The sequence below is a fragment of the Allobosea sp. genome, assembly GCF_035944895.1.
GTDB lineage: Bacteria > Pseudomonadota > Alphaproteobacteria > Rhizobiales > Beijerinckiaceae > Allobosea.
The window spans coordinates 599014-624080 of the sequence record NZ_DASZAT010000012.1; the positions used below are offsets into that span (position 1 = coordinate 599014).

Genomic DNA, 25067 nt, shown 5'->3' on the forward strand with positions numbered 1-25067 from the left:
ACGCGAGCCCGGCGCCGCCGCTTGCCGGGCAATTCCGGCCACGGCGCGGAATTTCCCGATGGTTTTCTAGACAATGATGATGGGACCCATGGCCAACGAAAACGGCAACGGCGCCGCCGCCGACCAGCAGGGGCCCAGCCTCAACACGCTGGTCCAGTACATCAAGGACCTCTCCTTCGAGAACCCCAATGCTCCGCGCTCGCTGACCCAGCAGCAACAGCAGGGCGGGCCGCAGATCGGCCTGCAGGTCAACGTCCACGCCAACGCGCTCGGCGAGAACGACGTCGAGACGATCCTGACGCTCGAAGGCAAGGCGACCCTGAACGACGAGACGCTGTTCGCGTTCGAGCTCAGCTATGCCGGCGTCTTCCGCATCCTCGGCGTGCCGCAGGAGCAGCTGCATGCGGTCGTGATGATCGACTGCCCGCGCCTGCTCTTCCCCTTCGCCCGTGCGATCGTCGCCGAAGCCGTCCGCAATGGCGGCTTCCCGCCGCTCTATATCGACCCGATCGATTTCGCTTCGCTCTACCGCCAGCGCCTCGAGGAGATGCAGGCGCAGCAGGGCATGCCGAACGCCTGAACCGCGGCGGAAATCGTGAATTCGACAGGAAAGAGCCCTCAGGGGCTCTTTTTTGTTGGCCCGACCGTTGTAAATCGCCCGGGCGTTTCCATCTCCCGCGGGCCAGAGGCCGCCATCCCGGCGCGCCGTTTCCGCGAGGTACACGACGTCCATGGATTCCCTTATGACGCTCGCCGCCGACCCAGCAGTCTGGGTGGCGCTCGGCGCCCTGATCGCCATGGAGGTCGTCCTCGGTATCGACAACCTCATCTTCATCTCGATCCTGACCAACAAGCTGCCCGAGCATCAGCGCTCGCGCGGCCGGCGGATCGGCATCGGCCTGGCGCTGATCCTGCGCCTCGGCCTGCTCTCAACCGTCGCCTTCATCGTGCAGCTGACCGCGCCGGTGTTCTCGGTCTTCGGCAAGGCCTTCTCCTGGCGCGACATCATCCTGATCGCCGGCGGCCTGTTCCTGGTCTGGAAGGCGACGAAGGAGATCCATCACAAGGTCGATCCGGATCACGGGCCGGACATGTTCGACGGCAGCGCGGCCGCGGCCGTGACCTTCGGCGGCGTGATCTTCCAGATCCTGCTGCTCGACCTCGTCTTCTCGATCGACAGCATCATCACCGCCGTCGGCATGACCGAACATATCCCGGTGATGGTGATCGCCGTCATCGTCGCCGTCGCGGTGATGCTGCTCGCGGCCGACCCGCTGGCGCGCTTCATCGACAAGAACCCGACGATCGTGATGCTGGCCCTCGGCTTCCTCCTGATGATCGGCGGCACGCTGATCGGCGAAGGCTTCGGCGCCCATATTCCGAAGGGCTACATCTACGCCGCCATGGCCTTCTCGGCCCTGATCGAGGGGCTGAACATGATGTCGCGCCGGGCAAGCCGGAAACAGGGCGAGTAGTAAGTGCGACCGTCATGCTCGGGCTCGACCCGAGCATGACGCAGGCGTTCAGGCTTCCTCGGGCACGCCGAGATAACCGCGCCAGAGCGGCCCCTTGAGCTTCAGCACGAAGGCCTCATGGGCCGCTCTTTCCTCAGGCGTAAGCCGCGGCGCGAGCGCACGCTGGCGCACCGGGCGCTCGATCGCGACCGCAAGCCCGGCACCTGCCTTGCCGGCAACGGCGCCGCCGAAGCCGAGGCTCGTCTGCTTGCCACCGATCAGCTCGATATAGACCTCGGCCAGGATCTCGGAGTCGAGCAGCGCGCCGTGCTTGGTGCGGCGGCTATTGTCGATGCCGTAGCGCGAGCAGAGCGCGTCGAGGCTGTTGCTGGCGCCGGGATGCTTGCGCCGGGCCATGGCGAGCGTATCGACGACGAGCGCCGGCACGATCGCGGGCAGGCCGAGCCGGCCGAACTCCATGTTGATGAAGCCGACGTCGAAGGCGGCGTTGTGGATGACCAGCTTGGCATCCGCGATGAACGCGGCGAACTCGCTGGCGATCGCGGCGAAGACCGGCTTGTCGGACAGGAAGGCCTCGGACAGCCCGTGCACCCGGAAGGCGCCATCCGGCATGTCGCGCTCGGGGTTGATGTAGACATGATAGTTGCGGCCGGTCGGGCAATGATTGAGCAGCTCGACGCAGCCGATCTCGACGATGCGGTCGCCCTTCAGCGGTTCGACGCCGGTGGTCTCGGTATCGAGAACGATCTCGCGCATGTCAGCCCGCCCTTTGCGGCCGGCCGAAGCGGCCAGCGACGGCATTCAGGATAGAGCGGACCTGGCGCTCGGCGGCCACGAGCCCGCGTGAGGTGTCCACAAGGAAGTGGGCGCGGCGGCGCTTCTCCGCATCCGGCATCTGGCGAGCGAGGATCGCAGCGAACTTCTCTTCCGTCATACCAGGACGGCCGAGGACGCGCTTGCGCTGGACCTCGGCCGGGGCGGTGACGACGACGACCCCGTCGTAACGCCCCTCCCCGCCCGTCTCGAGCAAAAGCGGAATGTCGAGCACAGCGACGGCCGCGCCACCCCTGCGAGCTTTCGCCAGGAAGGCCTGCTCCTCGGCCCGCACGAGCGGATGCACGATCGCCTCGAGCTTCGCCAACGCTTCGGGCCGGCCCAGCACGGCGGCGGAAAGCCTGGCCCGGTCGACGACGCCATTCGCCGTCGTTCCCGGGAAGGCCGCCTCGATCTGCGGCGCCGCCGCGCCGGCATAGAGATCGTGTACTGCCTGGTCAGCGTCATGGACCGGAACGCCGGCGGCGCGGAACATCGCCGAGGTCGTCGACTTGCCCATGCCGATCGAGCCGGTCAGGCCGAGCAGGAAGGTCATCGCAGCGCCTCCGCCATCGCGCTCAAACGCGGGGAATGTCGATTTCGAGCTTCGCGCGCAGCGCCGCCGTCACCTGCGGGCGGATGCCGAACCAGCGCTCGAAGCCCGGGACCGCCTGGTGCAGCAGCATGCCGAGACCGTCGACCGGGATACCGCCGCGGCGCCGGGCCTCGGCGAGCAGCGGCGTCTCCAGCGGGACATAGACGATGTCGTCGACGATGGTGCCCGGGCGCAAGGCGGAGAGGTCGATCTCCAGCGGCGGCTGGCCATGCATGCCGAGCGAGGTGGTGTTGACGATCAGGTCGCTCTCGCCGACCAGCCGGGCAACGTCCTGCCAGAGCCGGGCTTCGACTGTTCGCGGGAACGATGCCGCCAGCTCGACCGCACGCTCCGGACTGCGATTGACCAGCAGGATGCGGCCGACGCCACGTTCGGCGAGGCCATGGATCACGGCGCGTGCCGCGCCGCCGGCGCCGAGAATGAGCGCCGTGCCGCTCCGCCCGGCCCAATCGGGCACGCAAGCGTCGAGATGAGCCAGGAAGCCATAGGCATCGGTGTTGTCGCCGTGGAGCCTGCCGCCCTCCATCCAGAGCGTGTTGGCGGCGCCCATGGCCCGCGCGGTCTCGCTGACGTCGTCGAGCAGGGCCAGAACGACCTCCTTGTTCGGCACGGTGACATTGCCACCGACGAACTCGCCGGCGCGCAGCCTGGCGATGAGGCCCGGCACCTTGGCCGGCGGGACATCGACGCGCTCATAGCTGCCGGCAAGGCCATGCTCGGCGAGCCAGTGGCCATGGATCAGCGGCGAGCGGGAATGCGCGACGGGATGTCCGATGATGAAGCAGCGTCTGGTCATGGCAGTCGTGGAGCTAAGGATCATGCGACGAGGTCAAGCTCGCGCAGCGTGGCGAGCAGGCTCAGCATAGGCAGGCCGAGGATGGTGGAATGATCGCCCTCGATCGTCTCGAACAGATGGATACCGAGGCCTTCGAGCTGATAGCCACCAACGCTGGTGGTCGCAGCCTGACCAGCCAGCACGACGTAATCCCTGATGAAGCCGGGGGTCAGCGCACGCATGGCAAGCACTGCGCTACTGGTACCACGGCCGATGATCTTGCCATTGCGAGCCAGGGTGAAGGCCGAGGTGAGCTCGTGCTTGCGACCAGCGAGCAAGGCGATCTGCCGCTCGGCCGCTGCCGTGCCCTCGGGCTTGTGAAACGGCCGGCCTTCGCAGACCAGCATCTGGTCGGCGGCGAGGACGGTCCGGCCGAACTGACGCGGCGAGACCGACAGGGCTTTGGCATCCGCCAGCGCGGCAGCGACGCCGGCAGGCGGGCCGCCCATGGCGAGAAAATCGGCTTCGATGGCGCGTTCGTCGACATCCGGCCTGACCACCTCGACCGGGAGTCCTGCCGCTTCCAGCAGCTGTCGCCGCGTCGTGCTGCCGGAAGCGAGGATGAGCGGCGCATCGCCACGCCAGAATGTCGTCTGGCCGGTCACGTCGCGATGAACTTCATGCGGTGGTCGCGCAGCAGGTCGAGGATGGCGGCCGCCGTCTCCTCGATCGAGCGGCGGGTCACGTCGATCACCGGCCAGCCCCTGCGAGCGCAGAGCCGGCGTGACTGGGTGAGCTCATCAGCGACCGCATCAGGATCGACATAAGGCGTCTCGTCATCTGCCCTCAGCGACAACAGCCGGTTCTGACGAATCTGGATGATACGCTCGGCGCTGGCGACGAGGCCGACGATCAGCGGCTTCTTGAGGCTTTCGACCTCGACTGGAAGCGGCACGTTCGGCACCAGCGGGATGTTGGCGGTCTTGATGCCGCGATTGGCGAGATAGATGCTCGTCGGCGTCTTCGAGGTCCGGCTGATGCCAAGCAGGACGACGTCGGCGCTTTCGAGATCGCCGCCGAGCTGGCCGTCATCATGCATCAGCGTGTAGTTCATCGCGTCGATGCGGCGGAAGTAATCGGCATTGAGCGTGTGCTGCGCGCCAGGACGCGGCGCCGAAGCCTGGCCAAGATAGGACTGGAACAGTGAGTGCACGGGTTGCAGGACCGAGAGGCAGGGGCAACCGATGTCGCGGCAGAAGGCCTCCAGACGCTCGGCCCATTCCGGTTCGACCAGTGTATAGAGAACCACACCAGGAGAGGTTTCGATCTCGGCGAGCACGCGCGACAACTGGTTCTCTGACCGGACCAGCGGGTAGACATGTTCGATCGCGGAAACCGCTTCGTATTGTGCGGCAGCGGCGCGGCTGACCGCGATCAGGGTCTCACCGGTCGCGTCGGAGACCAGATGCAGGTGAAAATAGTTGCGCGCCACGGCTTTCGTCGCCCCTGCCGGCCTTGTCTCGTCCCAGCTCTAGAGCTGTTCCGCCAGCATGGGAATCCCTTTTCGATCCTCTGGACATGGCCGAACCGGCACTCACCAGGGGTTGGGATGACTGGGGATAACCCGGCCCCGCCGTGGATCGGTCCCGAGAGGGCGGGATAACCCGGCTCAGGGTTCAACAGGCATCGGCCTGTGGGCTGAATCGGGATGTTTCACGTGAATCATTTTCGGACGCGGCGCCAGGCCGCGCCCCGGAGCAAAATCCAATTCGTTAAGAAACCCTTAAGGGCTGGTCGGCTCCAAAAGACTCTGCCCGCCGGTCGGAGTGCGACCTGTGGACCGGTTGTGGACAATCTTGGGGCGGGCTATGTGCCCCCACCCAAGAGTCAAAACAAAAGACTCTCTTAGAAAAGAATCTTTTAGGACGATGGGCTCAAGGCCCGGTGCGCTTCATGACCCAAAGCCTCTTCCTGCGAGCTCTCTCCGGCGAGACCCTCCCCAAGCCTCCGCTCTGGCTGATGCGACAGGCTGGCCGATATCTGCCAGAATATCGCGAGCTTCGCGCCAAGGCCGGAGGCTTCCTTGATCTCTGCTACAACCCGGAATGGGCAGCCGAGGTCACCCTTCAGCCGATCCGGCGTTTCGGCTTCGATGCGGCGATCCTGTTCTCCGATATCCTGGTGATCCCCCACGCGCTCGGGCAGAAGCTCTGGTTCGCACAAGGGGAAGGACCAAGGCTGGAGCCAGTCGCCGATGCGACTCGCTTCGGCGAGATCCGGGAGGAGATCGATCCCGACGTGCTGGCACCGGTCTACGAGACCGTCCGGCGCGTGAAGGCGATGCTTCCCCAGGGAACGGCATTGATCGGCTTCTGCGGCGCTCCCTGGACCGTCGCGACCTATATGGTCGCCGGGCGCGGCACATCCGATAAGGGACCGGCCAAGGATCTGTTTCGGCGCGACCCCTCTCTGTTTGCCAGGCTGATCGACAGGCTCGTCGTCAACTCGGCCGCTTATCTCAATGCGCAGATCGAGGCGGGCGTCGATGCCGTGCAGATCTTCGACAGCTGGGCAGGTTCGCTTGGCCCGGAGGATTTCCAACGCTGGTGCATCGAGCCGACCAGGCGGATCGTCGATCTGGTTCGGGCCCGTCACCCCCACGCGAAGATCATCGGCTTTCCGCGCGGTGCCGGCGCGGGCATTCCGGATTACGTTCGCGAGACCGGCATCGATGCAGTCGGGCTCGAGACCGAGATCGAGCGGAGCTTCGTGCGCGAGGCGATCCAGCCCCTGGTGCCGGTGCAGGGTCATCTCGATCCGGAGTTGCTGCGGGCGGGGGGGCCGGAACTCGACCGGGAGATCGCAGCGATCCGTGCGGCATTTGGCGATAGACCGTTCGTCTTCAATCTGGGGCATGGCATTCTGCCGGACACGCCGATCGCTCATGTCGAGCGGCTGGTCGAACTGGTGCGCGCTTAAGGGCCTGAGGACGACCGCTATGGCTTACGAATGGATCAAGGCTTTCCACGTCATGGCGGTGATCGCCTGGATGGCGGGGATGCTCTATCTGCCGCGGCTGATGGTCTATCATGCCGAGGCGCAGGTCGGCTCGATCCAGTCCGAGACCTTCAAGATCATGGAGCGCCGGCTGCTCAAGGGGATCATCAACCCTTCGATGATCATGACTTGGGTGCTTGGGCTCTACCTCGCCTGGAGCGCCTTCGGCTTCAAGGGAGGCTGGCTGCACGGCAAGATCGCGCTGGTCCTTGTCCTCTCGGGCATCCATGGCTACCTGGTCGGCAGGGTCAGGGCTTTCGCCGAGGATCGTAACGACAAGCCGGCGCGCTTCTACCGCATCCTCAACGAGGTGCCGGCTTTGCTGATGGCGGGCATCGTTATCCTGGTGATCGTCAAGCCGTTCTGAGATCGCCGCGGTTTCCCGCTTGAGCGATTCGGGGAAAACGGTTATCAAGCCTCTGCGCTTTCGTACGCGTCCTTCCTTATCGTCGACGGCTCGTGCCGCGGCTGCTTTCTCGGCCGACACGACTTCCTGACAAGCGGGCCTTCAGGCCTTTCGTCCCGTCGATCCCCCAACTGTCGTCCGGCCTGCCTGACCGCGGGCCCTGTTACTCCGGGTACCCCATGCGGGAAATCAAGCTCCACGAACTCAAGGCGAAGTCGCCGACCGAACTGCTCACCTTCGCCGAAGGTATGGAAGTCGAGAACGCGAGCACCATGCGCAAGCAGGAGCTCATGTTCGCCATCCTGAAGCAGCTCGCCTCTCAGGAAACCGAAATCCTCGGCGAAGGCGTCGTCGAGGTGCTGCAGGATGGCTTCGGCTTCCTGCGCTCCTCCGATTCGAACTACCTGCCGGGTCCCGACGACATCTATGTTTCGCCCTCGCAGATCCGGAAGTTCGGGTTGCGCACCGGCGACACCGTCGAAGGCCCGATCCGCGGCCCGAAGGATGGCGAGCGCTATTTCGCCCTGCTCAAGGTCAACACGATCAACTTCGAGGATCCGGAGAAGATCAAGCACAAGATCCACTTCGACAACCTGACGCCGCTCTATCCCGACGAGCGGCTCCGGCTCGAAGTGCAGGATCCGACCAAGAAGGATTTCTCGCCGCGCGTCATCGACATCGTCGCCCCGATCGGCAAGGGTCAGCGCGCCTTGATCGTGGCGCCGCCGCGCACCGGCAAGACCGTGCTGCTGCAGAACATCGCGCAGTCGATCACGACCAATCATCCCGAGTGCTACCTGATCGTGCTGCTGATCGATGAGCGGCCCGAGGAAGTCACGGACATGCAGCGCTCGGTGAAGGGCGAGGTGGTGTCCTCGACCTTCGACGAGCCGGCGACCCGCCACGTCCAGGTCGCGGAAATGGTGATCGAAAAGGCCAAGCGCCTGGTCGAGCACGGCCGCGACGTCGTCATCCTGCTCGACTCGATCACCCGCCTCGGCCGCGCCTACAATACGGTGGTGCCGTCCTCCGGCAAGGTGCTGACCGGCGGTGTCGACGCCAACGCCCTGCAGCGCCCGAAGCGCTTCTTCGGCGCCGCCCGCAATATCGAGGAAGGCGGCTCGCTGACCATCGTCGCAACCGCGCTGATCGACACTGGCAGCCGCATGGACGAGGTCATCTTCGAGGAGTTCAAGGGCACCGGTAACTCGGAAATCATCCTTGACCGCAAGGTGGCCGACAAGCGCATTTTCCCGGCGATCGACATCATCAAGTCGGGTACCCGCAAGGAGGAGCTCATCACGCCGCGCTCCGACCTGCAGAAGACTTATGTGCTGCGCCGCATCCTCAACCCGATGGGCCCGCAGGACGCGATCGAGTTCCTCTTGGACAAGCTGCGCCAGACCAAGCAGAACTCCGAATTTTTCGATTCGATGAATACCTGATCGGCGCTGGCCGCCTCAGCAACAAGGAAAGCCCCGGCATTGCACCGGGGCTTTTTCTTTTGGGGTGTTGTGTCAGATGCGGTAGCGCCAGGCCGGTCTGCCTGAAGGATTCTCGAGTCGGACCGGCGAGTATGACGTCCACACCACCGTAGACGAGGTCACGGGCGTTGAGCATCGAGCTGCGAGCCATCCGGCCATGCGCTGCCACGGCGAGCATGGTCGACAGAAAATGGTCGGTACGCTTGCGATCTTCAGGCACGCCAGTCTGCGTGGCGATCCGCAACAGGGTTGCGGCATGCAGGCCCCCTTGGCATAGGCGCGCCGCCGTCTGGAGTCGGCCTGGGTACGACTGGCAGAGCGGCCCAGTCGGCCCGAGTCATCCGCAGAAGGCCTGCGTCGACCCCGTGGTAGTGCCGGCCGAGATGGGCACTCCTACACTCGGTGAAAGCGAAGTCGTGCCGTTTGCCGGTGGCGTCGCGCAGCGCGTGGGCTGCTTTCCCCATCGCAGTGTGGCCGAGCGCGAAGCCGGGCGTGATCGAGCGGCTGGCGTCATAAGAACGAGCGAGGCCATTGCCATCAGTCATGGATTCGGCAACGAAACGATAGGTGTCGGCCGTGACTTTCACCCAATCTTTCGGCCAGGGATACCGGCAGTGTGGGCAGGCGAACGATCACCAGCCCATTCCAATTCGCCATGAGCGCGCATAGCGCGTTCATGCTGGGGTGATCGATGTCAGACCGCCTTTCGTGATCGGCCTTGATGTTCACGACGGGCTCGTTCATCACCGCAGCGATCGCCGCGTTCTCAACTGCTAGCGCGCGCTTGGGTGAAAGCGCCTCTGCCCCGCCCCCATCAGTGAACGGGGTTATTCTGATGCTGCAGCAGGAGCGGACGGGCGGCGCGCTTCCGGCGATTCATCAGCGCAACTCCAACCCCGGGCGGGAACGAGCGATGAAAACCTACCCGACGATCGTGGCGTTGTCCTCCGGCGCCGGCCGCGCTGGCGTGGCGGTCGTTCGCATCTCCGGCGAACGCGTCCGATTCGTTGTCGAAACGATTGCGGGATCCCTCCCCGAAGCGCGCAAGGCCGCCTATCGGGCGCTGCGCGATCCCGAGGGCGCGATCATCGATCATGGTCTCGTCCTGTTCTTCCCCGCACCTGCAAGTTTTACGGGGGAGGATGTTGCCGAGTTCCATATCCACGGCTCGCGGGCGGTGCTGACGCGGCTACTCTCTGTGCTCGCGGCCCTGCCGGGGGTGCGTCTGGCGGAGGCGGGCGAATTCACCCGCCGTGCCTTCGAAGCGGGCAAGCTGGATCTTGCGGCGGTGGAGGGTCTTGCCGACCTGATCGATTCGGAGACGGAATGGCAGCGCAGACAGGCGCTGCGTCAGATGGAAGGCGCGCTCGGGCAAGCCGCCGGCGAATGGCGCAGGGCGCTGATCAAAGCCATGACGCTGCTCGAGGCCGAGATCGACTTTTCCGATGAGGGCGATGTCGCTGGGCCACTGATCGTCGAAGCCGTGGCTGGGGCGCAGGGCGTACTCGGTAGTCTGCAGGGAGCACTCGGTAGTTTTGCTGCTGGTGAGCGGGTGCGCGAAGGCTTCATCGTGGTGCTCGCCGGGCCCCCCAATGCGGGTAAGTCGAGCCTGCTCAACGCGTTGACCCGGAGAGACGTGGCAATCGTCTCGCCGATCGCCGGTACGACCCGGGACGCCATCGAAGTCAGACTGGATCTGGGTGGTATTCCCGTTGTCCTGGTCGATACCGCCGGCCTGCGCGAGAGCTCCGACGAGATCGAGGCGGAAGGCGTACGGCGCGCCCGCCTAAGGGCTGATAATGCCGACCTCGTGCTACGGCTGCGGCCTCCCGATTCGGGACCGGAACAACGAGGTGGTGGCACTACCGAGATCGTTGTCGCGACGAAGCTCGATCTTGGCGGTAGTGCTCGGCTTGGCGAGGTCGGTGTGTCCGCCATGACCGGGGCAGGACTACCGGAGTTGGTCGACCTCATCGCGTCTCGCCTCGGCAAGCTCGGCCAGGCGGAGCCTGCCCTTGTCACCCGGGAACGCCAGCGCGTCGCTGTGGCGGATGCTGCGGCTGCGATCGAACGAGCTGCCCTGCTCCCGCATGAGCAGCCCGAGCTCATTGCGGAGGAGCTGCGTCTCGCCGTCCGGGCGTTGGAGCGCCTGATCGGCAGGGTCGATGTCGAGGACGTGCTCGATAGCCTGTTCTCCGGCTTCTGTATCGGCAAATAGGCGGTTTTCATTGACCTCGCGGCCCGGCTTGGCTAGCGAATTGCTTATGTCGAATGCACAGGCGAACCAGCACTACGATGTCGTCGTGGTGGGCGGCGGTCATGCCGGGGCGGAAGCCGCGGCTGCGGCCGCGCGCGCTGGCGTCCGCACAGCCCTGATCACCCAGCAGATCGCCACCGTCGGTGCAATGTCCTGCAACCCGGCGATCGGCGGGCTCGGCAAGGGCCACCTCGTTCGTGAGATCGACGCACTCGACGGGATCATGGCGCGCTGCGCCGATCAGGGCGGCATCCAGTTCCGCATGCTCAATCGGCGAAAGGGGCCAGCGGTGCGTGGACCGCGGGCTCAGGCCGACCGTAAGCTCTACCGCGAGGCCGTGCAGGCCGCACTCGCTGACCAGGCCGGCCTGAGCCTGATCGAGGGCGAGGCGTTCGACCTGGAGATCGTCGCTGGCGAGGTCGTCGGCGTCGTGCTCGCCGATGGTCGTCGATTCGCTTGCGGAACGGTCGTGCTCACCACCGGAACCTTCCTGCGCGGCCTGATCCATATCGGCGAAAAGAAGATCCCCGCCGGGCGCGTGGGCGAAGCGCCGTCGCTTGGCCTCTCCGCAACGCTGGAGCGCCATGGCTTTCCGCTTGGCCGGCTGAAGACGGGAACGCCGCCGCGCCTCGACGGCCGCACGATCGACTGGGCCAGCCTAGAGATGCAGCCGGGTGATGAGCCGCCGGAGCCGTTTTCGGCGATGACCGAGGCGATCACCACCCCGCAGATCAGCTGCGGCGTGACACGCACGACGCTGGCAACGCATGAGCTGATCCGCGCCAATCTCCACCGGGCGCCGATGTTTTCGGGCCAGATCGAAGGGCGCGGGCCGCGCTATTGCCCGTCGATCGAGGATAAGGTCGGCCGCTTCGGCGATCGCGACGGCCACCAGATCTTTCTTGAGCCGGAAGGTCTCGACGACCCCACCGTCTATCCGAACGGGATTTCGACCTCGCTGCCCGAGGATGTCCAGCTGGGCCTTCTCAAGACGATCCCGGGCCTGGAACGCACCGTGATGCTGCGGCCCGGCTATGCGATCGAATATGATTATGTCGATCCGCGGGCGCTGAAGCCGACACTGGAGACGCGGGCGGTCTCGGGTCTTTTCCTGGCTGGCCAGATCAACGGAACGACCGGCTACGAGGAGGCGGCGGCGCAGGGGCTGCTCGCGGGGCTCAATGCTGCGCGCCGCGCCGGTGGCAGCGAACCGGTCAGCCTCGACCGGACGCAATCCTATATCGGGGTGATGGTCGATGACCTGGTGACGCGCGGCGTTACGGAGCCGTATCGGATGTTCACCTCGCGCGCCGAGTTCCGGCTGTCGCTGCGGGTCGACAATGCCGACGAGCGCCTGACGCCGCTCGGCATCAGGCTTGGCGTCGTCGGCGGTGCTCGCCAGGAGCGCTTCGAGCGTCGGCAATCCGAAATCGTTAAGCTTACCGAACTCTTAAGCGAACGCTCTCTCTCGCCGAATCAAGCGGCGGCGTCTGGGCTGGAGCTCAATCGTGACGGCATCAGGCGCTCTGCCTTCCAGATCCTGTCCTACCCGACCGTTGGTTTCGAGGCCTTGCTCCGGGTCTGGCCCGATCTCGCAAGCTTTCCCGAAACTGTGCGGGCGCGTGTCGCGGCAGATGCGACCTATGCGGTTTATCTCGACCGGCAGGCAGCCGAGATCGAGTCCTATCAACGCGACCAGGCGCTGGCGCTGCCCGCCGATCTTGATCTCGATGGCATCTCCGGGCTGTCGAACGAGGTGCGGCTGAAGCTGCGCGCGGCCTGGCCGAGCAATCTGGCGCAGGCCGGCCGGATCGAAGGCATGACGCCGGCTGCCTTGACCTTGCTGGCCGCGCATGCGCGTAAGCATCAGGCCGCACGTATGGCGGATGCCGAGGCATGACCCTGTGAGTTCTGTTGATAATGCGGATAACTCTGACAGGCAGCGTGCTTTTCGCTTGACGCCTGTTTCACGTGAAACAGAGGAGCGCCTCGCCATTCTGGTGGCGGAGCTCAAGCGCTGGCAGCAGGCGAAAAACCTCGTCTCGGGGGCGACGCTGGACGAGGTCTGGACCCGGCATGTCGCCGATTCCTTGCAATTGCTCGACCATGCGCCGCAGGCGCGCCGCTGGCTCGATCTCGGCTCGGGCGGCGGCTTCCCCGGTCTTGTCCTCGGCATCCAGTTGGCCGAGCTCGGCGGGCATATCGACCTCGTCGAAAGCAACGCCCGCAAATGCGCCTTCCTGCGCCATGCCGCGCGCCTGACGGGCTCGCCCGTCACGGTCCACAATGCGCGGATCGAGGATGTCGTCGATGGCTTTGCCGGCAAGGTCGAGGTGGTGACGGCACGCGCGCTGGCGCCGCTGCCGCTGCTGCTCGACTGGTGCAAAGAGCTGTTGAGAACCGGGGCGACAGGAGTCTTTCCCAAGGGACAACATCTAGAGGCGGAATTGACCGCCGCGGCTAAATATTGGAAGATTCAGGCCACAACGTTTCCATCCTTGACGGATTCGGCGGCCACTATCCTGGTGATAGGCGGCGCCGAGAAACGGGCCGATTGATGACCGATTCTCGTCCTATCTCCATTCCCACGCGTCCGCGCGTGCTGGCGCTCGCCAATCAGAAGGGTGGGGTCGGCAAGACCACGACCGCGATCAACCTTGGCACTGCCCTCGCCGCCATCGGCGAGAAAGTGCTGATCATCGATCTCGATCCGCAGGGCAATGCCTCTACCGGCCTGGGCGTCGACAGGAAGAGCCGCAAGGCTTCGACCTACGATGTGCTCTGCGGCGATATCGGTCTCGGCATGGCGATGCAGGCGACTGCTGTTCCCAATTTGTTCCTGGCGCCGTCGACGCTCGACCTTCTGGGTGTCGAGCTTGAGATCGCCAGCGCCAAAGACCGCGCGCTGCGGTTGAAGAAGGCGATCGACGAGCTGGTTCACGATCAGCGCTGCAGCGACCTGACCTATATCCTGATCGATTGCCCGCCCTCGCTCAGCCTGATCACCATCAACGCGATGACGGCAGCGGACGCGGTCCTGGTGCCGTTGCAATGCGAGTTCTTCGCGCTGGAGGGCCTCAGCCAGTTGCTCAAGACGGTCGAACAGGTGCGAGCCGGTCTCAACCCGCGCCTGATCATCCAGGGCGTGGTGCTGACCATGTACGACCCGCGCAATAATCTCTCGGGCCAGGTCATGGCCGATGTCCGCGATTTTCTCGGCGACAAGGTCTACGACACCGTGATTCCGCGCAATGTGCGGATCTCGGAAGCGCCGTCCTATGGCAAGCCGGCGCTGCTCTATGATCTGCGCTGCGCGGGCTCGCAGGCCTATCTGAAGCTGGCCTCGGAGGTGATCAAGCGCGAGCGCACGCTGCGCGCCGCCTGATCGGTAAGAAAAGGTTCAAGAGGAATGGCAATGGTCGAGGAACAGGGGCGTTCGCGTCTTGGCCGAGGTCTGGCTGCGTTGATCGGCGATGTCGGCGAAGAGATCGGCGCGATCGAGCGGGCGCGCGGACAGCGCAAGGTTCCCGTCGAGTTCCTGCGCCCGAATGCGCGCAATCCGCGCAAGGCATTCGCAGAAGCCGAGCTTGAGGACCTTGCCGCCTCGGTACGCGAGCGCGGCATCCTGCAGCCGATCATCGTGCGCTCGATCCCGGGTATGATCGACGCCTACGAGATCATCGCCGGCGAACGGCGCTGGCGGGCAGCGCAGCGGGCCGAGCTGCATGACGTCCCGGTCATCCTGGTCGAGGCCAATGATCGCGAGGCGCTCGAAATCGCCATCGTCGAGAACGTCCAACGCGCTGATCTCAACGCCATGGAAGAGGCGGCCGGCTATGAGCGGCTGATCGCCGAATTCGACTATACCCAGAACGACCTCGCCAAGGTGATCGGCAAGAGCCGCTCGCATGTGGCGAACACGCTGCGCTTGAGCAAGCTGCCCGAGCCGGTCAAGCGCATGGTCGGCGAGGGCGCGGTCTCGGCCGGCCATGCCCGCGCGCTGCTTGCTGTTTCGGAACCGGAACAGATCGCGAAACGCATTGTTGAGGAAGGACTTACGGTCCGTGACATCGAGCGGCTCGGCCAGGACGAGGCGCGTAGCGAGAACAAGCCCGTCAGGGCGGCAGCACCGAAGCCGGAGAAGGATCCGGATACGCGTGCGGTCGAGAAGGCGCTGGAAGAAGCGCTCGGCCTCAGTGTCTCGATCCAGCATCGTGCCAGCGGCGGTGGCGAGATGAGGATCAGCTACAAGACGCTGGAGCAGCTCGATGCGCTCTGCCGGCGGCTGAAGGCCTGATCAGCGGCCTCGGCCACCCATCCGGCTGAGTGTCCAGAGCGCCCGGGCGGCAATTGGCTTACCCATGTCGCCGTCGCGGCGAACGGCCAGCATCGCGGTTCCTAGGATCGTCACGGCGTCGCGCAACTTCGTGGTCGGCCAAGCATTGAGCGCCGCTTCCGCCGCCGCGATGCGCGGATAGGGCAGGCGCATGGCGCCGACAGCTTCGCGCGGCGGCTTGCCGCCTTCGATGGCGAGCTTCGCCTTGAGCAGTGCGAGCGTGTGGCGGAGAACTGCGCCGAGCAGAACGCCCTGATCGAGCCCCTCCCCGGCGAGCTTGGCGAGAGCCAGATCGAGGCTGGGCAGCCGGCCGGCGAAGACGGCATCGACCACGCCCGCCTGCTCGCGCTGCGCGGTGTCGCCGACGACGGCTTCGACATGGGCGGCCGTCAGGGTGGCATCGGCGCCAGCGTAAAGGATCAATTTGTCGATCTCCTGCCGCGAGGTCTGGCGGTCGCCACCGAGCAGGCTGGTCAGGAGGTCGCGGGTGGTGCGGTCGATGCTCTTGCCGGCTGCGCGGGCCATCTCGTCGACGATCGTACCGAGGTCGCGGGCAGCATCGCCATAGCAGGGCACGGCGAGCGCGGATCTGGCGCGTTCGCAGGCGGTCCGCAGCGGGTTACTCTTCTGCAGGTCGCCGGCCTCGACGATCACGATCGCGTCCTGCGAGGGTGTCGCCAGTAAGGGCTCGACGGCTGCGACGAGCGGGCGCGAAGTCGGCGAGACCCGGATGGCGCGGCGGCCGCCGAACAAGCCGATTGTATTGGCCTCGTCGACCAGCTTCAGCGGATCGGAAGCGATGTCGTCGCCATCCATGCGGATCAGCTGGAAAGCGTCCTGTGGATCATCGACGCTGCTGCGCGCCAGCGCCGCAGCTCGTTCGGAGATCAGGCCGGCATCAGGGCCATAGAACAAGAAGAGGCGCCAGGCGGGGTCGGGACGCGCCAGCGCGCGGTCCGCCTCGTGCGCCTTGATCATTGCCATCGGCTCAGCCGGCGACGAGCGCAGCCGCGACGCGGGCCTTGATCAGCTGCGCCAGGCTCTTGGCGGCCCGAACCTGTGCGTCGCGCGCAGCGCGCAGCGAAGCGAAGCGCTGCTGCGAGCGTTCATAGGGCGCGCGGACGACGCTTTGGCCGGTGGCGACGACTTCGTTCGAGCCGGCGCGGGTGAGCTGCCAGTCGGCGGTGGCGACCAGGGTTGCCGAATCGGCCCGGCCATTGGCGTAGTCGACGGTGATGACCTCGAGCGATTCGGTCGTGGTCGCAGTGAGTTTCAGGATCTTCTGCTGATCGGGCGCCCCGCCACCGTCGAACTCGAAGACGAGCTCGTTGCGCAGATAGTGGCCGACCAGGCCCTTGATTTCCGGCACCTCGATGCCGAGCATGGCGTTGCGGACATTGCCGCCGACCTTGCTCACCGTGCCCTCGCCATAGAGTGGCTGGAAACAGCCGCCAGCGAGCGCGGCGAGGCCGAGGGCAGCTGCGAGCGCCAGCGGACGACGGCGCGTCATGGTGCCGGTCTCAGACGACGACATTCACGATCCTCCCCGGCACCACGATCACCTTGCGGATCGGCCGGTTCTCCAGAGCCCTGGCGACAGCCTCGGAGGCGCGCACGATCGCCTCGACCGCTACGGTATCGGCATCGGCAGGCACCGTCACCTCCGCCCGCTTCTTGCCGTTGACCTGTACCGGCAGGATCTTGCTGTCATCCTGTAACAAATCCGTTTCGGTCTGCGGCCAGGAGGCTTCGCCGGCGAGGCCGGGAAGCTGCAGCGCCTGCCAGCATTCCTCGGCCAGGTGCGGCATCATCGGGGCGACAAGCTGCGTGGCGATCATGGCGGATTCATGCAGCGCGAAGGCCATGTCGGCTGGAACGTCAGCCGACTCGGCGGCCGCATCGAGCGCTTTGCCGATGGCGTTGGTCAGTGTGTAGACATGGGCGATGCAGCGGTTGAAGGCGAGCCGCTCGATATCGGCGCCGACGGCGTGCAAGGCGCGGTGGCTCGCCTTGCGCAAGGTGAGCGCGCCTTCGGAGAACGTGGCCGGGCGCGCCGGCGCGGCGCCGGTGCGCTCGCCGATCTCGGCAACGAGGCGCCAGAGTCGCTGCACGAACCGGGCTGCGCCCTGGACGCCTTCGTCGCTCCAGATCACGTCGCGATCCGGCGGCGAATCGGAGAGCATGAACCAGCGGGCGGTGTCGGCGCCGTAGGAAGCGATGATGTCGTCGGGATCGACGACGTTCTTCTTCGACTTCGACATCTTCTCGATCGAGCCGATCTCGATCGGAGCCCCGGTCTCGACGTCGAAACCGCGGCGTTCGTTGCCGACCGTCTCGATCCGGACATTGCCGGGCTCGACCCAGGCGCCATCGGCGGCCTTGTAGGTCTCGTGCACGACCATGCCTTGCGTGAACATGCCATCGAAAGGCTCGTCCAGCCCGGTATGACCGGTCGCCTTCATCGCGCGGGTGAAGAAGCGCGAATAGAGCAGGTGCAGGATCGCGTGCTCGACGCCGCCGATATACTGATCGACCGGCAGGAAACGATCGACCGCCTTGCGGTCGGTCGGGCTATCGGTGCGCCACGGGTCGGTGAAGCGGGCGAAATACCAGGACGAATCGACGAAGGTGTCCATGGTGTCGGTTTCGCGCCGGGCCGGCTTGCCGCATTGCGGGCAGGCGACATGCTTCCAGCTCGGATGGTGGTCGAGCGGGTTGCCGGGCTTGTCGAAGGAGACGTCGTCCGGGAGCTTGACCGGCAGGTCCTGCTCCGGCACCGGCACGACGCCGCAATCCTCACAGTGGACGATCGGGATCGGGCAGCCCCAATAGCGCTGGCGCGAGATGCCCCAGTCGCGCAGGCGGAAATTGACCTTGCGCTGGGCCACGGGGCGGTTGCCGAGGGTCTCGGCTTCGAGCCGCCTGGCGACCTCTTCTTTCGCCTCCGGAATGGTCATGCCGTCCAGGAAGCGCGAATTGATCATGCGGCCGTCATCGACATAGGCCGTGTCGGTGACGACGAAGCTCGCGGGGTCGGTGCCTTCGGGGCAGACCACAGGGGTATTGCCGAGGCCATATTTGTTGACGAAGTCGAGGTCGCGCTGGTCATGGGCCGGGCAGCCGAAGATCGCGCCCGTGCCGTATTCCATCAGGATGAAGTTCGCGACATAGACCGGCAAGGTCCATGAGGGATCAAAGGGATGGGCGGCGCGCAGGCCGGTGTCGAAACCCTGCTTCTCGGCCTTGTCGATGTTCTCCTGGGCCGTGCCGGTCTTCTTGCACTCGGCGATGAAGTCCTGCAGCGCCGGATTCGTTTCGGCAGCGGCCTTGGCCAGGGGGTGATCCGGAGCGACCGCCAGGAACTTGGCGCCGAACAGCGTGTCCGGCCGGGTCGTGTAGACCTCGACCTCGTTCTGCCCGAGCGCATTCGATTCGAGAGCGAAACGAACAAGCAGGCCTTCCGAGCGGCCGATCCAGTTCTTCTGCATCAGCCGAACCTTGTCGGGCCAGCGGGTCAGGCCCTCAAGCGCGTCGTTCAGCTCCTGGCCGAAGGCGGTGATCTTGAAGAACCATTGCGTCAGCTCCCGGATCTCGACAGGGGCGCCGGAACGCCAACCGCGGCCATCGATGACCTGCTCGTTGGCGAGCACGGTCTCATCGACCGGGTCCCAGTTGACCTTGGCGGTCTTGCGGTCGACCAGCCCGGCCTTCAGGAAGTCGAGGAAGAGCTTCTGCTGGTGCTGGTAGTAGCTGGCGTCGCAGGTGGCGAGCTCGCGGCTCCAGTCGAGCGAGAGGCCCATGGACTGCAACTGGCCGCGCATGGTCGCGATATTGGCGTAGGTCCAGTCGCGCGGGTGGACCTTGTTGGCCTTGGCGGCGTTCTCCGCCGGCAAGCCGAAGGCGTCCCAGCCCATCGGGTGCAGCACCGAAAAACCCTTGGCGCGCTTGTAGCGCGCGACGACGTCGCCCATCGCATAGTTGCGGACATGGCCCATATGGATGCGCCCCGACGGATAGGGGAACATCTCGAGCACGTAGTAGGGCGGCCGTGTATCGTCGTTGCGGGTCTCGAAGAGCTTGCGCTCATCCCAGACCTTGCGCCATTTCGGCTCGGCTTCCTTCGGATTGTAGCGTTCGACGGCCATGCTGATCGTGTCGTTCTTGCGTGAGCGGACTGGGCCGGACTAGGACACCATCGCAGCCCCCGGGTCAATGTTCGGAACGGCTTGGCAGGGGCGCTCAAGGCGAGGACGGTCGAAATGTCGGATGTCGTGGCGAGACTTCAGGAAACGCGGGACGCGATCGCCCGGGCCGCGCGCGATTTCGGCCGCAAGCCGGAGGGGCTGACGCTGGTCGCGGTCTCCAAGACCAAGCCGGCCGAGATGATCGTGCCGGTGCTGGGCGCCGGCCAGGTCGACTTCGGCGAGAACTATGTCCAGGAGGCCAAGGAGAAGTGGCCGGCGCTGCGCGAGCGCTTCCCGAAGGCCAGGCTGCACATGATCGGCCCGCTGCAGTCGAACAAGGCACGCGACGCGGTGGCGCTGTTCGACGTGATCCAGTCGCTCGACCGCGAGAGCCTCGCCAAGGAGCTGGCGCGCGAGATCGAGCGCGCCGGCAAGGCGCCTGAGCTGATCGTCCAGGTCAATACCGGCGCCGAGCCGCAGAAGGGCGGCGTCCTGCCCGGTGATGCCGACGCCTTCCTCGAGCTGTGCCGGAGCCGCTATGGCCTGACGATCACCGGGCTGATGTGCATCCCCCCGGCCGAGGATCCGCCCTCGCCGCATTTCGCCCTGCTCGGCAAGATCGCCAAGCGCAATGGCCTGACGACCCTGTCGATGGGGATGAGCGCCGATTACGAGGCGGCGATCCAGCTCGGCGCCACCCATGTCCGGGTCGGCAGCGCGATTTTTGGCGCGCGCAACTGAGCGGACTGCCTAGATCGGCTGGCCGACATCGATGCGGTTGCCGTCGGGGTCCTCGAAGACGAAGGCGCGCAGGCCGTAGTCTTGGTCACGCAAGCCCTTGACGATGCGCAGGCCGTGAGAGCGGCAGAGCTCGTGAAAGGCGTCGACATCATCGACCATCATATGGGCGATGTTGAAGGGCGCGGCCTCGTGGTCCTTCTGCAGGGTGAGATGAATCTCGGCCTTGCCCTGCTTGAGAATCATGAAGCCGACCGGCTGGCCGTTCTCGAAGGTCTTGGTGAAGCCGAGCACGCCGATATAGAAGGCGCAGGCGCGTTCCATGTCCCTGACAGGGAACATCGCGGCGACGCGGCCGAAGCCGATCTCGGTCATAGGCGAATCAGTCATGGCACAGTCTCTTGCTGGGAGCTGGCCTTGGCTGAACGGGGCGGTGCCCGCTCAACTCCGGCGCTCCTGAAATCGATCGATGAGACGGTGCTCGGCGCCAGTATCTCAGGCCTGCGCGGAGTTGCAAGCGGTCAGCGCACGACGATCGCGCAGCGCCGCGCCAGCCTGGGCAGGACCTTGCCGAAAATGTCGCCGGTGACGGCGACGCAGCCCGCCGTCGGGGTGAAACCGGTCCGGGCGAGATGCCAGAAGATGGCGCTGCCACGGCCGCGCTGGACCGGCGCGTCGTTCCATCCGAGCTCGACGATGACGTCGTAGAGATTGTCGGCGCGGGCGAGGCGTTCCTCCGCTTCGCCGGGAGGCCGGTCGATCAGGCGGTTGTAGCGCCGGTCGGTCTGGTCGTCGCACCAGGCGTCGCGTGGCGTGATGGCACGGACCGGCAGCAGGCTCGACGGGCGCGGCAACCGGTCGGCGCGGTAGAAGACCCGGCGCAGCGGCAGCTTTGCCCGCGGCGTACCGCCATCGCCCTCGCGCTTGGCGACGATGATGCCGGAGCGGCCGAGCGCGCAGGGAAAGGCGGCGGAGCCGGCTATCAGGAAGCCCTTGCGGCGATCATGCACCGAGCGCACCACCACCAGTTTCGTCAGCCGCCGGCCCGCCGCAGCGCGATCATCACGTCTTTTCACAGCTCATCCATCTTGCGTGATCTGCCGGCCGTTTCCGGCCACAAGGTGCTCTTTCCGTTTGACCAGCTCAAGCTGGGCCGTCAGAATCTGCGCTGAACTCAATATGTTGGAGCGCGGGCGCTTCGCAAAGGTGGCTCCCACTTCTGCCGAACATGCTCTACTATCGCGCCAACGCAAACGGGCTGACTCGCCTTCATGTCTGCTACCCACCATATCCTGCTGGTCGATGACGACCAGATGCTGCGCGATGCGCTCGCCGAGCAGCTCGCGCTCTATGACGAGTTCAAGGTGTCGGCGGCGCCGAACGCGTCTGCAAGCCTGAAGGCCGTGCAGGCCGAGCGCATCGATCTCGTGGTCATGGATGTCGGCCTGCCCGACATGGATGGCCGCGAGGCGGTGAAGCTGATGCGCAAGAACGGCTTCAAGGGGCCGGTGGTCATGCTGACCGGGCAGGGTTCGGACGCCGACACCGTGCTCGGGCTGGAAGCCGGCGCCAACGACTATGTGGTCAAGCCGTTCAAGTTCGCCGTGCTGCTGGCGCGCATCCGCGCACATTTAAGGCAATACGAAGCGAGCGAGGACGCCATTTTTCAGGTGGGTCCTTACACATTTCACCCGGGCTCCAAGCTGCTGGTCAGCGCCAAGGGTTCGAAGACCAAGCTCACCGAGAAGGAGACGGCGATCCTGCGCTTCCTCTATCGCGCCGGCCGCAAGCCGATCGCGCGCGAGACCCTGCTGCAGGAGGTCTGGGGCTATAACTCGCAGGTCACGACCCACACGCTCGAGACCCATATCTACCGCTTGCGCCAGAAGATCGAGCCGGATCCCGCCAATGCACGGCTGCTCGTCACCGATGCCGGTGGCTACCGGCTGAATCCGTAGCGCTGAATGTCCCTCAACGACGACATCGCCCTCTTGGCCCGTCAGCCGCTGCTGGGCCTGATGGATCGCGATGCCCTGCGCCTGCTCGCTTTCGCCGCCGAGACGAGGTCGCTACGGGCCGGAGACGTGCTGTTCCGGCGCGGCGAGGGCTCCGACGGTGCCTTTCTCATCATTTCCGGCGCGGTGGCCCTGAAGCGTGAGGACGATGGCCGCCCGGCCGACGAGGTCGTTGGGCCGGGCGCGCTGATCGGCGAACTCGCACTGTTCACCGCATTGGAGCGGCCGGTGACGGCGATCGCGCGCGAGCCGACCCAGGTGATGCGCCTCGCGCGCAGCGTGATGCGCCGGGTGCTCGGCGAATCACCGGATTCGGCGCAGGCGATCGCAGCGGCGGTCGCAGAGCGGCTGCATGCATTCAACAGCGAGCTGGCCGCCGTCGGGACAGCGCTCAGGGCGATCGATCTGCGCTGACGCTTCTCGCAGTGGCAGGTCGGCTCACAGCTCCAGCTGCACCGTCACCGGAACATGGTCAGAAGGTCGCTCCCAGCCGCGTGCCTCGCTCAGGAAGGTGAGGTCGCGCAGCGTCGGCTTCAGGGCGTCGGAGAGCCAGATATGGTCGAGCCGGCGGCCGCGATTCGAGGCCTGCCAGTCGGCGGCGCGGTAGCTCCACCAGCTGTAGAGCTTCTCGGGCTCGGGCCGGAGCGTGCGGGCCGCATCGGTCCAGCCGAGCTCGCTGCGCAGCCTCTCCAGCGTCGAGGTCTCGATCGGGGTGTGGCTGACGACGTCGAGCAGCTGCTTATGGCTCCAGACATCGTGTTCGTAAGGGGCGATGTTGAGATCGCCGACGAGAATGCTGGGCCGGCCCGCCGGGTTGCGCGCGACGCCCCAGGCGCCGATGGCGTCGAGGAATTGCAGCTTGTGGGCGAATTTCGGATTGGCTTCGGGATCGGCGATGTCGCCGCCAGCCGGGATGTAGAAATTATGGATGGCGATGCCGGCTGCCGCGCCGGCGCCCTTGTCGAGCACCACGGTCATGTGGCGGGCGTCGTTGCGCTCGCACATCGCCATTGCCTCCCTCTCGGAGAAGGGCAGCTTGGAGACGATGGCAACGCCGTTATAGCCCTTGTTGCCGATGAAGGCCTGGTGGACATAGCCGGCCTCGGCGAAGGCCTTGGCCGGGAACTGTTCGTCCGGCGTCTTGGTCTCCTGCAGGCAGAGGACATCAGGCTGGTGGGCCTTCAGAAACTCGGTGACCATTCCGATGCGCAAGCGCACCGAGTTGATGTTCCAGGTGGTGACGGAGAGCTGCACGAAAGGGGGAATCCGGCGGAAAGGGAAGCCGGAAACTGGGTCGTCAGCCCAGGAAAAGCAAGCTCTGCCGCGCTGCTCAGAGCACGCGTTCGTAGTTGATCACGAAGTTCTTCTGGTCGGGCCGGCGCTGCGTGTCGAGATTGTAGACCGATACCGAGGTCTCGTAGCCCTGCGGATCGATCACCACCCATTGCCGCAGCGCATTGGCGGCGAGGTCGAAGTTCAGCGTGATCTTCGAGGTACCGCCGAGCGTCGAACGGTCCTCGAGCTTGAGCGACAGGATGTCACCCTTGGTGCTGACGCCGGTGACGGTCGTGTCCTTCTCGAGGTTCATCTGCTCCTTGAGCAGGAACTTCAGCGGCGTCTGGCCGATCGAATAGAGATCCTGGGTCGCGAGCTTGCGGTCGCGGATCGCGACCGAAGTGCCGTCGGCAACGACCTCCATCGTCACGGGCGGCCGGTACTCGAAGCGCATCTTGCCGGGGCGCTGGATATAGAGCTTGCCTTCGAAGCGGCGGCCGTCGGCAGCGAACTGGATGAAGTCGCCCTGCAGGGTCGAGAAGCTGTTGAAATAGGTGTTCAACCGCTCGACAGCTTCGGCCTTTGACAGGGGTGCGCTGGGCTTCGACGACTTCGCCGGAGAGGCCGCGCGAGGTTCGTTGTTCGCGGTGACGACAGGTTCTTGCGCCGGGGCGGCCGCGATGGGCTGTGCGGGGGCGTCGCTGCGCGGCAGGCCCAGGCCTGCCGGCCGGATCGGCGGCAAGGGGAACGCCCGCTGGGTGGCGCGCGGCGCCGGCGGCTGAGCCGAGGGCTTGATGTCGAGCGGCTGGGCGTAGACCGGACCCGACGCCAGCGCGAGCGCCAAGGCGGCGGCTGCGAGGGCTGGCATGGGCGAGAGACTGGTCATGGAGCTCGGATGTCCGGTTGGCGGCCTTCTGGCGGAATATCGTGCTGCCCAGGCGGGCCGGCAAGGGTTCAACGCGTCAGCAGGCAGCGAGGTTGCACCGGGCTGATGGCATTTTCAGGACCGGTTTCGCGCCAATTGGCCGCACCGGCCTCTTTGCTTCCAAGCAATTCCAGACGCAAAACCGCTACGCAGTTTTGCTGGAATGGCCCTCACTCCTCGTCTTCGCGAGCCCTACCGGTCTCGACGAGGATTTCGCGTTTGCCGGCGTGGTTGGCGGGTCCGACGATGCCCTCGTTCTCCATCCGCTCCATGATCGAGGCGGCGCGGTTGTAGCCGATCTGCAGGCGGCGCTGGATGTAGGAGGTCGAGGCCTTCTTGTCGCGCAGCACGACCGCGACCGCCTGCTCATAGGGGTCGTCGCTCTCGGACTGGCCCATGCCGGTCTTGTCGAAGACCGCCCCGTCCTCGTCCTCGGCTCCGCCAGCCTCGTCCTCGGCGGTGACCGCGTCGAGATAGTCCGGGCGCCCTTGCGTCTTCAGATGCGCCACGACCTTCTCGACCTCGGCATCCGAGACGAACGGGCCGTGCACGCGGGTGATCCGCCCGCCACCGGCCATGTAGAGCATGTCGCCCTGGCCCAGCAGCTGCTCGGCGCCCATCTCGCCGAGGATGGTGCGCGAGTCGATCTTGCTGGTGACCTGGAAGGAGATGCGGGTCGGGAAGTTCGCCTTGATCGTGCCGGTGATCACA

26 protein-coding genes are annotated in these 25067 nt (G+C 65.7%); 13 read left to right on the forward strand and 13 right to left on the reverse strand.

Going from position 1 to position 25067, the window contains the following annotated elements; all coding sequences use genetic code 11:
- Window positions 1-79 precede the first annotated feature (79 nt).
- Both secB and VGV58_RS25015 read left to right on the forward strand, forming a co-directional pair.
- Entirely contained in the window at window positions 80-580 is a 501-nt protein-coding gene (gene secB / locus VGV58_RS25010; protein WP_414644096.1) for a protein-export chaperone SecB, read from the forward strand.
- 151 nt (window positions 581-731) lie between these two features.
- Complete coding sequence (locus VGV58_RS25015; protein WP_326876761.1) at window positions 732-1475, forward strand: TerC family protein; 744 nt, start codon at window positions 732-734, stop codon at window positions 1473-1475.
- Between the two features lie 48 nt (window positions 1476-1523).
- Here VGV58_RS25015 and dnaQ read toward each other — a convergent pair whose 3' ends face one another.
- From dnaQ to VGV58_RS25040, 5 genes are read right to left on the reverse strand one after another with little or no spacing between them, the layout of a single operon-like run.
- Window positions 1524-2231, reverse strand: a complete 708-nt coding sequence (dnaQ, locus tag VGV58_RS25020; RefSeq protein WP_326876762.1) for a DNA polymerase III subunit epsilon — start codon at window positions 2229-2231, stop codon at window positions 1524-1526.
- A gap of 1 nt (window position 2232) precedes the next feature.
- On the reverse strand, window positions 2233-2844 hold the full coding sequence (gene coaE / locus VGV58_RS25025) for a dephospho-CoA kinase (protein ID WP_326876763.1): 612 nt from the start codon (window positions 2842-2844) through the stop codon (window positions 2233-2235).
- Window positions 2845-2866: 22 nt separating this feature from the next.
- Window positions 2867-3700 (reverse strand): shikimate dehydrogenase, encoded by an 834-nt coding sequence (locus tag VGV58_RS25030; protein WP_326876764.1) that lies wholly within the window; start codon window positions 3698-3700, stop codon window positions 2867-2869.
- Between the two features lie 20 nt (window positions 3701-3720).
- Entirely contained in the window at window positions 3721-4344 is a 624-nt protein-coding gene (locus tag VGV58_RS25035; protein WP_326876765.1) for a Maf family protein, read from the reverse strand.
- Entirely contained in the window at window positions 4341-5171 is an 831-nt protein-coding gene (locus VGV58_RS25040) for a pyruvate, water dikinase regulatory protein (protein WP_326876766.1), read from the reverse strand. Before VGV58_RS25040 ends, VGV58_RS25035 begins: the two co-directional genes overlap by 4 nt.
- Window positions 5172-5632: 461 nt before the next feature.
- Between VGV58_RS25040 and hemE the strand changes: the two genes are divergently transcribed.
- The 8 genes from hemE (at window position 5633) to VGV58_RS25080 (ending at window position 15180) form a co-directional block, all read left to right on the forward strand.
- Window positions 5633-6658: a uroporphyrinogen decarboxylase gene (gene hemE / locus VGV58_RS25045; RefSeq protein WP_326876767.1), complete on the forward strand. Its 1026-nt coding sequence runs from the start codon at window positions 5633-5635 to the stop codon at window positions 6656-6658.
- 19 nt (window positions 6659-6677) lie between these two features.
- Window positions 6678-7103: a protoporphyrinogen oxidase HemJ gene (hemJ, locus tag VGV58_RS25050; RefSeq protein ID WP_326876768.1), complete on the forward strand. Its 426-nt coding sequence runs from the start codon at window positions 6678-6680 to the stop codon at window positions 7101-7103.
- 218 nt (window positions 7104-7321) lie between these two features.
- The gene (gene rho, locus VGV58_RS25055) at window positions 7322-8587 is read left to right on the forward strand and encodes a transcription termination factor Rho (protein WP_091835939.1); all 1266 of its coding nucleotides are present in this window, start codon (window positions 7322-7324) and stop codon (window positions 8585-8587) included.
- A gap of 952 nt (window positions 8588-9539) precedes the next feature.
- Window positions 9540-10844: a tRNA uridine-5-carboxymethylaminomethyl(34) synthesis GTPase MnmE gene (gene mnmE, locus VGV58_RS25060; RefSeq protein ID WP_326876798.1), complete on the forward strand. Its 1305-nt coding sequence runs from the start codon at window positions 9540-9542 to the stop codon at window positions 10842-10844.
- 46 nt (window positions 10845-10890) lie between these two features.
- Window positions 10891-12783 (forward strand): tRNA uridine-5-carboxymethylaminomethyl(34) synthesis enzyme MnmG, encoded by a 1893-nt coding sequence (mnmG, locus tag VGV58_RS25065; protein WP_326876769.1) that lies wholly within the window; start codon window positions 10891-10893, stop codon window positions 12781-12783.
- Window positions 12770-13441, forward strand: coding sequence for a 16S rRNA (guanine(527)-N(7))-methyltransferase RsmG (gene rsmG, locus VGV58_RS25070; protein WP_414644087.1), 672 nt, complete (start codon window positions 12770-12772; stop codon window positions 13439-13441). Before mnmG ends, rsmG begins: the two co-directional genes overlap by 14 nt.
- Entirely contained in the window at window positions 13441-14268 is an 828-nt protein-coding gene (locus VGV58_RS25075; RefSeq protein ID WP_326876771.1) for a ParA family protein, read from the forward strand. The genes rsmG and VGV58_RS25075 overlap by 1 nt, the downstream gene beginning before the upstream one ends.
- Window positions 14269-14298: 30 nt before the next feature.
- Window positions 14299-15180 carry a ParB/RepB/Spo0J family partition protein gene (locus tag VGV58_RS25080; protein WP_326876772.1) on the forward strand — a complete coding sequence of 294 codons (882 nt, stop codon included), beginning with the start codon at window positions 14299-14301 and terminating at the stop codon, window positions 15178-15180.
- Here VGV58_RS25080 and holA read toward each other — a convergent pair whose 3' ends face one another.
- Genes holA through leuS form a run of 3 tightly spaced genes read right to left on the reverse strand, consistent with a single transcriptional unit; the run spans window position 15181 to window position 19364 of the window.
- Window positions 15181-16203, reverse strand: coding sequence for a DNA polymerase III subunit delta (gene holA, locus VGV58_RS25085; RefSeq protein ID WP_326876773.1), 1023 nt, complete (start codon window positions 16201-16203; stop codon window positions 15181-15183).
- A 4-nt stretch (window positions 16204-16207) separates the two neighbouring features.
- Complete coding sequence (lptE, locus tag VGV58_RS25090; RefSeq protein WP_326876774.1) at window positions 16208-16753, reverse strand: LPS assembly lipoprotein LptE; 546 nt, start codon at window positions 16751-16753, stop codon at window positions 16208-16210.
- Entirely contained in the window at window positions 16740-19364 is a 2625-nt protein-coding gene (gene leuS / locus VGV58_RS25095) for a leucine--tRNA ligase (protein WP_326876775.1), read from the reverse strand. The genes lptE and leuS overlap by 14 nt, the downstream gene beginning before the upstream one ends.
- A gap of 114 nt (window positions 19365-19478) precedes the next feature.
- On the opposite strand from leuS, the gene VGV58_RS25100 reads away from it, so the two are divergent.
- Window positions 19479-20144: a YggS family pyridoxal phosphate-dependent enzyme gene (locus tag VGV58_RS25100; protein WP_326876776.1), complete on the forward strand. Its 666-nt coding sequence runs from the start codon at window positions 19479-19481 to the stop codon at window positions 20142-20144.
- Window positions 20145-20153: 9 nt separating this feature from the next.
- On the opposite strand, the gene VGV58_RS25105 is transcribed toward VGV58_RS25100, so the two are convergent.
- Window positions 20154-20531: a glyoxalase superfamily protein gene (locus VGV58_RS25105; protein ID WP_326876777.1), complete on the reverse strand. Its 378-nt coding sequence runs from the start codon at window positions 20529-20531 to the stop codon at window positions 20154-20156.
- Window positions 20532-20662: 131 nt separating this feature from the next.
- A complete protein-coding gene (locus VGV58_RS25110; protein ID WP_326876778.1) occupies window positions 20663-21217 on the reverse strand; it encodes a L,D-transpeptidase family protein in 555 nt (184 codons plus the stop codon).
- Between the two features lie 195 nt (window positions 21218-21412).
- Between VGV58_RS25110 and VGV58_RS25115 the strand changes: the two genes are divergently transcribed.
- Window positions 21413-22099 (forward strand): response regulator transcription factor, encoded by a 687-nt coding sequence (locus tag VGV58_RS25115; RefSeq protein WP_326876779.1) that lies wholly within the window; start codon window positions 21413-21415, stop codon window positions 22097-22099.
- Between the two features lie 6 nt (window positions 22100-22105).
- Entirely contained in the window at window positions 22106-22570 is a 465-nt protein-coding gene (locus tag VGV58_RS25120; protein WP_152013257.1) for a cyclic nucleotide-binding domain-containing protein, read from the forward strand.
- 24 nt (window positions 22571-22594) lie between these two features.
- Here the strand turns inward: VGV58_RS25120 and xth are convergent, their stop codons facing one another.
- The 3 genes from xth to VGV58_RS25135 all read right to left on the reverse strand — a co-directional run.
- Entirely contained in the window at window positions 22595-23410 is an 816-nt protein-coding gene (gene xth / locus VGV58_RS25125) for an exodeoxyribonuclease III (protein WP_326876780.1), read from the reverse strand.
- Between the two features lie 76 nt (window positions 23411-23486).
- Entirely contained in the window at window positions 23487-24317 is an 831-nt protein-coding gene (locus VGV58_RS25130) for an outer-membrane lipoprotein carrier protein LolA (RefSeq protein ID WP_326876781.1), read from the reverse strand.
- A gap of 209 nt (window positions 24318-24526) precedes the next feature.
- On the reverse strand, window positions 24527-25067 hold a 541-nt coding region (locus tag VGV58_RS25135), incomplete at its 5' end, for a DNA translocase FtsK (protein WP_326876782.1).

What these genes read in the sequence shown, in the direction of transcription:
- hemE (WP_326876767.1), top strand. Translation starts at nt 5,633, where the DNA reads ATGACCCAAAGCCTCTTCCTGCGAGCTCTCTCCGGCGAGACCCTCCCC.
- leuS (WP_326876775.1), bottom strand. Translation starts at nt 19,364, where the DNA reads ATGGCCGTCGAACGCTACAATCCGAAGGAAGCCGAGCCGAAATGGCGC.
- coaE (WP_326876763.1), bottom strand. Translation starts at nt 2,844, where the DNA reads ATGACCTTCCTGCTCGGCCTGACCGGCTCGATCGGCATGGGCAAGTCG.
- rsmG (WP_414644087.1), top strand. Translation starts at nt 12,770, where the DNA reads ATGCCGAGGCATGACCCTGTGAGTTCTGTTGATAATGCGGATAACTCT.
- lptE (WP_326876774.1), bottom strand. Translation starts at nt 16,753, where the DNA reads ATGTCGTCGTCTGAGACCGGCACCATGACGCGCCGTCGTCCGCTGGCG.
- secB (WP_414644096.1), top strand. Translation starts at nt 80, where the DNA reads ATGGGACCCATGGCCAACGAAAACGGCAACGGCGCCGCCGCCGACCAG.
- mnmG (WP_326876769.1), top strand. Translation starts at nt 10,891, where the DNA reads ATGTCGAATGCACAGGCGAACCAGCACTACGATGTCGTCGTGGTGGGC.
- mnmE (WP_326876798.1), top strand. Translation starts at nt 9,540, where the DNA reads ATGAAAACCTACCCGACGATCGTGGCGTTGTCCTCCGGCGCCGGCCGC.
- VGV58_RS25120 (WP_152013257.1), top strand. Translation starts at nt 22,106, where the DNA reads ATGTCCCTCAACGACGACATCGCCCTCTTGGCCCGTCAGCCGCTGCTG.
- hemJ (WP_326876768.1), top strand. Translation starts at nt 6,678, where the DNA reads ATGGCTTACGAATGGATCAAGGCTTTCCACGTCATGGCGGTGATCGCC.
- VGV58_RS25080 (WP_326876772.1), top strand. Translation starts at nt 14,299, where the DNA reads ATGGTCGAGGAACAGGGGCGTTCGCGTCTTGGCCGAGGTCTGGCTGCG.
- VGV58_RS25030 (WP_326876764.1), bottom strand. Translation starts at nt 3,700, where the DNA reads ATGACCAGACGCTGCTTCATCATCGGACATCCCGTCGCGCATTCCCGC.
- VGV58_RS25075 (WP_326876771.1), top strand. Translation starts at nt 13,441, where the DNA reads ATGACCGATTCTCGTCCTATCTCCATTCCCACGCGTCCGCGCGTGCTG.
- holA (WP_326876773.1), bottom strand. Translation starts at nt 16,203, where the DNA reads ATGGCAATGATCAAGGCGCACGAGGCGGACCGCGCGCTGGCGCGTCCC.
- VGV58_RS25115 (WP_326876779.1), top strand. Translation starts at nt 21,413, where the DNA reads ATGTCTGCTACCCACCATATCCTGCTGGTCGATGACGACCAGATGCTG.
- VGV58_RS25015 (WP_326876761.1), top strand. Translation starts at nt 732, where the DNA reads ATGGATTCCCTTATGACGCTCGCCGCCGACCCAGCAGTCTGGGTGGCG.
- rho (WP_091835939.1), top strand. Translation starts at nt 7,322, where the DNA reads ATGCGGGAAATCAAGCTCCACGAACTCAAGGCGAAGTCGCCGACCGAA.
- VGV58_RS25105 (WP_326876777.1), bottom strand. Translation starts at nt 20,531, where the DNA reads ATGACTGATTCGCCTATGACCGAGATCGGCTTCGGCCGCGTCGCCGCG.
- dnaQ (WP_326876762.1), bottom strand. Translation starts at nt 2,231, where the DNA reads ATGCGCGAGATCGTTCTCGATACCGAGACCACCGGCGTCGAACCGCTG.
- VGV58_RS25130 (WP_326876781.1), bottom strand. Translation starts at nt 24,317, where the DNA reads ATGACCAGTCTCTCGCCCATGCCAGCCCTCGCAGCCGCCGCCTTGGCG.
- VGV58_RS25100 (WP_326876776.1), top strand. Translation starts at nt 19,479, where the DNA reads ATGTCGGATGTCGTGGCGAGACTTCAGGAAACGCGGGACGCGATCGCC.